This is a genomic window from Ruegeria sp. HKCCA5491, from assembly GCF_013034565.1.
Lineage (GTDB): Bacteria > Pseudomonadota > Alphaproteobacteria > Rhodobacterales > Rhodobacteraceae > Ruegeria.
This window is the reverse complement of the sequence record NZ_WQGG01000012.1, coordinates 172,887-179,600: the sequence shown is the minus strand read 5'-3', so window position 1 is coordinate 179,600 and position 6,714 is coordinate 172,887. Positions and strand designations below refer to the sequence as shown.

7 protein-coding genes are annotated in these 6,714 nt (G+C 53.5%); 1 reads left to right on the top strand and 6 read right to left on the bottom strand.

Going from position 1 to position 6,714, the window contains the following annotated elements; all coding sequences use genetic code 11:
• Positions 1-187: 187 nt before the first annotated feature.
• Positions 188-823: a glutathione S-transferase gene (locus tag GOV88_RS16595; protein ID WP_171241110.1), complete on the top strand. Its 636-nt coding sequence runs from the start codon at positions 188-190 to the stop codon at positions 821-823.
• A 78-nt stretch (positions 824-901) separates the two neighbouring features.
• On the opposite strand, the gene GOV88_RS16590 is transcribed toward GOV88_RS16595, so the two are convergent.
• The 6 genes from GOV88_RS16590 to GOV88_RS16565 all read right to left on the bottom strand — a co-directional run bounded on the left by GOV88_RS16590 (position 902) and on the right by GOV88_RS16565 (position 6,637).
• On the bottom strand, positions 902-1,960 hold the full coding sequence (locus GOV88_RS16590; RefSeq protein WP_171241109.1) for a ferredoxin--NADP reductase: 1,059 nt from the start codon (positions 1,958-1,960) through the stop codon (positions 902-904).
• Between the two features lie 12 nt (positions 1,961-1,972).
• The gene (locus GOV88_RS16585; RefSeq protein ID WP_171241108.1) at positions 1,973-2,446 is read right to left on the bottom strand and encodes a hypothetical protein; all 474 of its coding nucleotides are present in this window, start codon (positions 2,444-2,446) and stop codon (positions 1,973-1,975) included.
• A gap of 18 nt (positions 2,447-2,464) precedes the next feature.
• Entirely contained in the window at positions 2,465-3,616 is a 1,152-nt protein-coding gene (locus GOV88_RS16580; RefSeq protein WP_171241107.1) for an aromatic ring-hydroxylating dioxygenase subunit alpha, read from the bottom strand.
• A 9-nt stretch (positions 3,617-3,625) separates the two neighbouring features.
• Positions 3,626-3,889, bottom strand: coding sequence for a hypothetical protein (locus GOV88_RS16575; protein ID WP_171241106.1), 264 nt, complete (start codon positions 3,887-3,889; stop codon positions 3,626-3,628).
• Positions 3,886-4,476, bottom strand: a complete 591-nt coding sequence (locus tag GOV88_RS16570; RefSeq protein WP_171241105.1) for a TetR/AcrR family transcriptional regulator — start codon at positions 4,474-4,476, stop codon at positions 3,886-3,888. The genes GOV88_RS16575 and GOV88_RS16570 overlap by 4 nt, the downstream gene beginning before the upstream one ends.
• A gap of 298 nt (positions 4,477-4,774) precedes the next feature.
• The gene (locus tag GOV88_RS16565; protein WP_171241104.1) at positions 4,775-6,637 is read right to left on the bottom strand and encodes an adenylate/guanylate cyclase domain-containing protein; all 1,863 of its coding nucleotides are present in this window, start codon (positions 6,635-6,637) and stop codon (positions 4,775-4,777) included.
• Between the last annotated feature and the right edge of the window lie 77 nt (positions 6,638-6,714).

The following is a 6,714-nucleotide window of genomic DNA, read 5'->3' as shown; positions in this document are numbered from 1 at the left end:
CAGATCCTCTCTTAGCTCAGGCGGCCATCTGTCCCAAAATCCCTGATAACGGACACTCTGTGTCGCCGATGACGCAGAAATTCTAAGGTCTTCACAACTGGGGGCTTGATCAAAAGGCACGTAATCTTAACCAGTGACACACAATGGACGGTTTGACCGCATTGGCAGAATGGAGATAGATGCCCCTATGGCTCATCACCCTATCCTATGGACGTTCCGTCGCTGCCCCTACGCAATTAGGGCCCGGTTGGCGTTGGCAAGTTCAGGTGTCACTGTAGAACTGCGCGAAATTCTCTTGAGGGACAAGCCAGCGGCCTTTTTACAGACATCCCCTTCCGGCACAGTGCCCTCGCTTCGACTTACAGACAAAGTTCTGGATGAAAGCCTTGAGATCATGTTGTGGGCGCTAAAACAGAGTGATCCACAGCGGCTTTTGGATATGCCTCAAGTAGGCTGGGACCTCATTATGATAAATGATGGCCCATTCAAGGATGCATTGGATCACACAAAATACGCCACGCGATTTCCGGATTTAGATGTCCAAGAAGAACGCAAAAAAGCATCGGGCTATTTGCTTGACCTGAACGAGCAGCTAGTTGGTCGGACCTGGCTTTTCGGAGATCGCCCTACCCTAGCCGATCTGGCGTTGTTACCATTTGTTCGCCAGTTTGCACATATAGACCGGGCGTGGTTTGACGCGCAGGAGTGGCCGAATTTAGTGGCTTGGCTGGATCGGTTCTTGGACAGCGCAATATTTTCGCTTGTTATGCACAAACGCACAACATGGTCGGAAGGCGATGCTCCGGTTGTGTTCAACGGCTGAACGCAGCACCCGGCGGCACAGCCCATATTTGCCTTTCTTGCGCAACCTGAACTGCCTAAGTTCACCTCCGGACATAAATTAATCCTCGAACTTCAATACAACATTCTTTTGCGTGGCTACGCTTTGGCAACACAGTATGAGCCCCTTGGAAATATCCTTTTCTTCAAGTGCAGCTCTGCTTCGCATATGGACGGTGCCTTCGGATAAGTGTGCCACGCAGGCACCGCAGACTCCGGATTGGCAACTAAATGGTGGGCTAAGCCCTACTGACCGAGCAGCGTCCAATATGGTTTGTCCGGCCGCAACCGAAACGTCGTGCCATGCGCCATTCAATTGAATTCGGGCTATCGCCGCGACCCCGGAAACACTCAGGTCACTTTCGGTATCTCCACCGAAACTCTCGGTATGAATGCGGTCGGCAGGGACATCCAGATTTTGCAGCGCAGCCCGAATGTCCGAATTTATGCTGCCCGGTCCGCAGGTCCAGTACTGAGTGTCTTGCGCAACTGGCGGAGTTTCAGAAATGGCGGCCTGAACGGCGTCTGCATCCAGCCGTCCGGTGCGCCAAGGGCTGAACCAACTGAGCAGCGAAGGGTGAGACAGAACATGGCGCAGCGTGAACCGCTGCGGATATTGCGTATGCAGTCGCTCCAACGCGTCAAGGAAAATGATGCTGTCCGCATTGGTGTTTCCGAAGATCAGGTGGGCCACGGAATGAGGCTCGTCCACAAGTACTGCGCTGATCATCGCGTACAGCGGCGTGATGCCACTGCCGGCACCAAAGAAATAGTGGGTACGGCGGTTCAATGCACCCGGGATTAAGGTGAACTGCCCGAAGGGAGGCATCACCTCGACCCTATCCTCGACCGACAACGCGTCGCCTATATGGTTCGAAACAATACCATTTTTCACACGCTTCACGGTAATACGTAGCGCGGAATCCGGAGGGTTTGAAATCGTATAGCTGCGCCTTTGCTTAATACCCCCGATCAGAAACCTGACCGTCAGGTGTTGTCCAGCCGTCCACTGAAACAGACCGGCCAAGGCCTGAGGAACGTCAAAGGTGACACTAGTTGCGGCACCTCCGATTTCCTTTTGAATGCCAGATATAGTCAGTGGAAAAAAGTTACTTTGCATCAGGTAAACCTGTCATCGGTAGTCGTATGTCGTGATCAATGAAAGGACGACCAGCTCGCCTAGATAGGATTCAAAGACAAACTCATCTGTCTGAAGCATTTTGCCAGCATAGCCGCGCCAATTATAATCGACATAGGTCACTGCGGTGACGCGCTGGACATCGTCCTTGGACCGCACAGTGATCTGAGGCGCCGACCGTGCGGTTTCCATGTACCCCTCCAAAGCCTTGGCTAGCTGTGGGTCCTCTGCATTGGCGATTTCGGCAACCGGGTATGAAAAGACATCATCCTTTTGCCCCGTCCCATATTTCAGGATGACCCGATGTGTCGCATCAGGATGCCAGTTTCCCCATGTTGCCAGTAGGCTTTGTTCGTCTTGGGCTTGCAGGATGCGTGCCGCAATATCCTCGGGGGCGTCCGCCCGTGCTGTCAGTACCAAGGCCAAGGCGATAGCAACACCAATCAGGGTGGCTTGGATTGGTCTCATGATCTGTCTCTGCATCGTTCAGTCGTCTTGCACAAAATCAAGCACCGCTTTCTGGTGCTGAATGATCGGGTTTTCACCGACCCCGGCCGGTCCGATTTCAAGATACGGGCTTTTCAGAGATTTCTGCTGCTGTTCGCAGGCATAGATATCCTCGGTCGTGAAGTCTCCGGACGTCATGGGGTCATCTTCACCAGCGGCATCATCCCCTTGGTATTTTGCACCCCCGAAATCCTTCCAGAAACCCCAGCTTTTCCACTGTTGCTTCTGAAACGCCCAGTCCGACGCGTTCGCCAGCTTTGTCCGGTTCTCAATCCGTGTCAGGTCGGGGGCCAATGGCGTGATGATGAACAGGTTCCAGCTTTCTTCACTGGCACCGATACCAATGCCGGGAAACAGCATTGGAACCCACGCCCCGACATGCGGTTCGGGGATCGTGCGCGGCATAGGGATGTTTGAATCGTGGTTCTTTGCATACTCAGCCGACGGGGGTTCCCAAAAGTGGTAATGCGGCCCCTTCCACCCGTATTCGGCCTTGGCGTGGCCATACATATGCAGCGTGTTCGAATGCAGATGACTCAGGTGGTAGACGTCGATGTAGTTCTCAACAACGATCTTCCAGTTGGCCCTGATCTCGTAGCTGTTCCGCCCTTCGGCATATTCGACAAGTTCCTCAGGATTATGAGGGCCTAGGAAGGGATCAACCTCCCCAAACCATTCCGCCAAGTTCGGCGCGTCCGGGTCGGGGTGAACAAACAACATACCACGCCAGACATCCACGCTGGCCGGTTTTAAGCCCAGGCAGGACTTATCAATGCCATTGGGAAACTCGGTCGCCTCATCGGGCACCGAGATCAGGTTGCCTTCCAGATCGTAAGTCCAGTCATGATATGGGCAGGTCAGTGCCTTTTGCGTCTTGCCGACCGCGCGGATCAACTGTGTGCCCCGGTGGCGGCAAATATTGTGAAAGGCGCGAAGTCGGTGATCACGCCCCATCACAATGAACAGGTTGTTCAGGCCCGCCTGAACCGAAAGGTAATGTCCCGGGCCTTCGATATCCTCGACCAAACCCGCAAACCTCCACGTACGGGAAAAGATCGTCTGTTGTTCGCGGTCGAACCAGTCTTGCCCGGTATAAGCCTCGACCGGCAGATTGTGATACATTTTGGTCATCTCACATCCTCAGGCAAGCAGATGGGCGTATTGGGGAAACAGGCTGGCGGCGATCATCATCAGACCCAACGCTGCCCACAGACCGACGATCGCCCAATACAGGATCGGGTCCTCCGCGCGGTTGATCTCGAAAACCAGAAAGGCCTGCCCGTTCAAAAGTGTCGGGACGATCCACCAAACAAAGAGCAACCCCCAAACCCAATAGAGACCCAGCGCAGTACCCGCCAACAGTATAGGCAGCGCGATGTAGTTCGCAGCTCTGGCTCGGCTCATGGTGCGGTCTCCAATGTAGACGCAAGCATGGAGGCCGCCAATTTCAATTCCGCGCGCCATTGTGCGGGAAGCTCCAGCGGAGACAAGGCGTCCATGCTGACGAAAATCGCCGAGATTCCCTGTGTCACCGCCCGAATGTTTTCATCCGTTGCGTCCGGGCTTGCGCGTTTCAAGACGTCTTCGACAACGTCGAAGAACTCTGTAAGGCTGTCCATCAGGTCTTGTCTCAGATCCGGTCGATCCGGAACGGCTGCCACCAGCGCCTGATAGGCCAGCATTAGCCGTGGATCGGTTCCGCTGTCATCGGCGAAAAGCGCGTCCACAAGATCAGACGGCGTGGCCCCGTTCGGCAAGACCTCACGAAGCCCATTCAGAGATTCCGCAAACCCGGCAACAACATATTCAGCCAACGCTGTGATCATATCATCCTTGTTGCCCAGATAATGACGCAGAAGCGGACGCTTGACGCCAGCTTCCTCGGCAATGCGCGCCAGCGTCGCCCCTTCAAGCCCATACCGCGCAACGCAGGACAGGTAAGCATCCAGAATTTCCTGGGATCTTTGGTCTTTTAGCGAAGGTCTAGGCATAAGGGCACCATAAATTGTCATGATTGATAAATAACAATCGAAAGTTATTTGTCAATCATGACAATTTACTTTTTTGTCGCCCCTTTTCACCAAACCTGTGTCGGAAGATTTTTGGCGCAGACGGAAAGGCAGCCATAGCTCTACGCGGATCTGTTCGTCATATTTGGCAGTATCAAACGTCTAGTAATGCCAATCACGCACCCCTAACGACCGTCTGCTTTCCGTCGATTCTGTTGAAACCGGTTCGTCGTTGAATAGGACAGCAGTGCGAACAAAGCGATCCTACGTAGCGGCTGCGCTACAAAGGCATTCCGGAAGATTCCATCGCTCCGAGCCAGCGATCGAGAACACCCGGTGCTATCCAAAGACCAGCATTAACGTCTCGTTCTCGGGCGACGGTCCAGTCTGGGTTTTCAGCAAGATAATCCGTCATTGCCTTTTTGGCTTCTTCGCCATTGCCAAGGCAGTTATGAATTGCAGCAAGCATCTTGTTGGCCGCTATTGGCATTGAATGAAACGCCTGAAACGTCTCAAGCGCTTGTTTACACTCTCCTACCTGCCACTGAATTCTCGCTTTTTCCCACTGAACGTCGTACCCATAAAATGGATCTACGAGTTCGGCTTCCGCGATCACTTCCAATGCCTCTTCTGTCTCGCCGATAAAGCCCAGCGTCTGCGCCAACGTGGTTCTTGCAAACGATGATGATGGATTGAGTTCGATCGCACGACGGAACGCATTTGCTGCGGCGCGAGGATCGTTGTTCATCGTCAAAGCGCGCCCCAATGCGTGATAGGCCATGAAATTATTTGGATCAAGCTCTACCCCCCGACGAGCCAGATCGAGCATCCTTATGCGTATCTTCTCTTCATCGCCTTCGATCCAACCATAGCGCAGGCCGATCCGCAGCGAGAGTGCCTGCCCAAGGTGACCCCAAGCAGAATCCGGGTAGTCTTTTAAGGATTGCTCCTGTTCCTCGATGTTCTTCAACAGGCTCTCGCGGCTGAAGTTTCTCATGATCCGGCTCTGTGCAGCATTCGCAATCATCAGCGCGCTGACATCGTCTTTCGTCATCCGCGCCACCTCGGTTTCAATAACCTTGTTTCCAACAGATTCAGCTACATTCAAACTGATCACATTGTTCGTTTTCAGCAAATCCTCGAGAGGGACATCCATATCATCGGCCCAGATATGTGCTTCGGTTTCGCCGTCAATCAAATGCGCCGAAATCTGCAGCCGTGCGCCATCGTACTGTTGCGTGCCTTCGAGAATAAAGTCGGCGCCCAATTGATCGGCAATGTCAGAGATACCCAGATCGGAGTCACGGAACTTGAAGCTGGATCGCCTTGAAATCACTTTCATCTGCGGATACCGCGCCAATGATGTGATGATCCCGCCACTCACCGCATCACTTAAGAAACCCTTGTGTTCCGGACTGCTAAAATCCTCGAAAGGTAGCACAGCGATAACCGGCGGCTTAGCAACCTCCGGTCGCAAGAAATTCACGACACCTGCGACAGCCAGAACCGCAATTGCAGCGGCCAGCAGCCACCTCTTCATCATGTGGTAGGGTAATTTGACGTCGGGTTTTGTGATCTTTGGAGGAGTGTCCAGAGCAAGCGCTTGCGAGCGCTCATCCAATTCGATCTGATAAACTTCTACCGGCGCGGAGATATTCTTAACCTCTTGCGGGCCCATAGATGAAAAGGTGAGATCGAGCTTACCGTTCACTTGATCAAAGGCAGTGCGCGTTATGCAAATGCCACCGGGGTCCGCAAGCCCTTCGACCCGAGCGGCAACATTCACGCCGTCGCCATAAATGTCGTCCCCCGCCGCAATGACGTCACCCACGTTGATCCCAATGCGAAACTGAATAAGCTTGTCTTCGGCACAACCTTTTTGGGCCGCAGTAATGGCGAATTGCACATCAACTGCAAAGCGTACCGCATCCATGACGCTGACAAATTCAACGAGGCTTCCATCTCCCATCAGCTTAACGATGCGGCCATTGTGCCGTTCGATACGGGGATCTATCTCAATACGCCGGAGGTCTTGGAGTGCCGTCAGGGTGCCGCTTTCATCGCGGCTCATTAGGCTCGAATAGCCCACGACATCAGCCGAGAGGATCGTCGTCAATCTGCGTTCATGTTCGTCGATTTCCAAGGTTCATATCTCCGCTAGGCCAAGCCTAACCCAAACAAGAACCATTCGTCGAGTAGACGGAGGTTGGCCAAAAAACC

Bases quoted from the DNA above. Each gene is read 5' to 3' on its own strand.
- GOV88_RS16575 (WP_171241106.1), bottom strand. From the start codon at position 3,889: ATGAGCCGAGCCAGAGCTGCGAACTACATCGCGCTGCCTATACTGTTG.
- GOV88_RS16595 (WP_171241110.1), top strand. From the start codon at position 188: ATGGCTCATCACCCTATCCTATGGACGTTCCGTCGCTGCCCCTACGCA.
- GOV88_RS16580 (WP_171241107.1), bottom strand. From the start codon at position 3,616: ATGACCAAAATGTATCACAATCTGCCGGTCGAGGCTTATACCGGGCAA.
- GOV88_RS16570 (WP_171241105.1), bottom strand. From the start codon at position 4,476: ATGCCTAGACCTTCGCTAAAAGACCAAAGATCCCAGGAAATTCTGGAT.
- GOV88_RS16585 (WP_171241108.1), bottom strand. From the start codon at position 2,446: ATGAGACCAATCCAAGCCACCCTGATTGGTGTTGCTATCGCCTTGGCC.
- GOV88_RS16590 (WP_171241109.1), bottom strand. From the start codon at position 1,960: ATGCAAAGTAACTTTTTTCCACTGACTATATCTGGCATTCAAAAGGAA.